Here is a 302-nt window from a genome sequence, read left to right as displayed (position 1 = left end):
CAACCTCCACGTGCCACCGAACGTCCTGTCGTTACCGAGGGATTCGGCACGCCCGTCGGGACCTTCAACGACCAAGAAAACGCCCTTGCAAATCGCGCCCATAGTGTGCGCATCAACCGTCTTCCCAGCGTATCACAAGACGACGAACAAGAGGCTCGGAGCGACACAATCGAAATACCACCACCCAGCGCTTTGCGCGACAATCGCGCGCCCTTTCAAGCCACTGGAAAACCCCTGATCGGTATTCTTCTTTTGGAAGGCGATGATCGCAGCGAAGACGCCGACAGCTTGGCCCTGATTGC

Annotated in this window: 1 protein-coding gene; it reads left to right on the top strand. The window is 57.6% G+C overall.

Translation table 11 applies throughout. The features are described 5' to 3' along the window. Positions 1–302: hypothetical protein (locus AB9F29_RS22085; RefSeq protein ID WP_369757274.1), on the top strand; the 302-nt coding region annotated here is incomplete at both ends.

The sequence above is a fragment of the Falsihalocynthiibacter sp. S25ZX9 genome (genome assembly GCF_041205405.1).
Classification (GTDB): Bacteria; Pseudomonadota; Alphaproteobacteria; order Rhodobacterales; family Rhodobacteraceae; genus Falsihalocynthiibacter; species Falsihalocynthiibacter arcticus.
The sequence above is the reverse complement of the archived record's forward strand: the minus strand, read 5'-3'. Positions and strand labels throughout refer to the sequence as shown.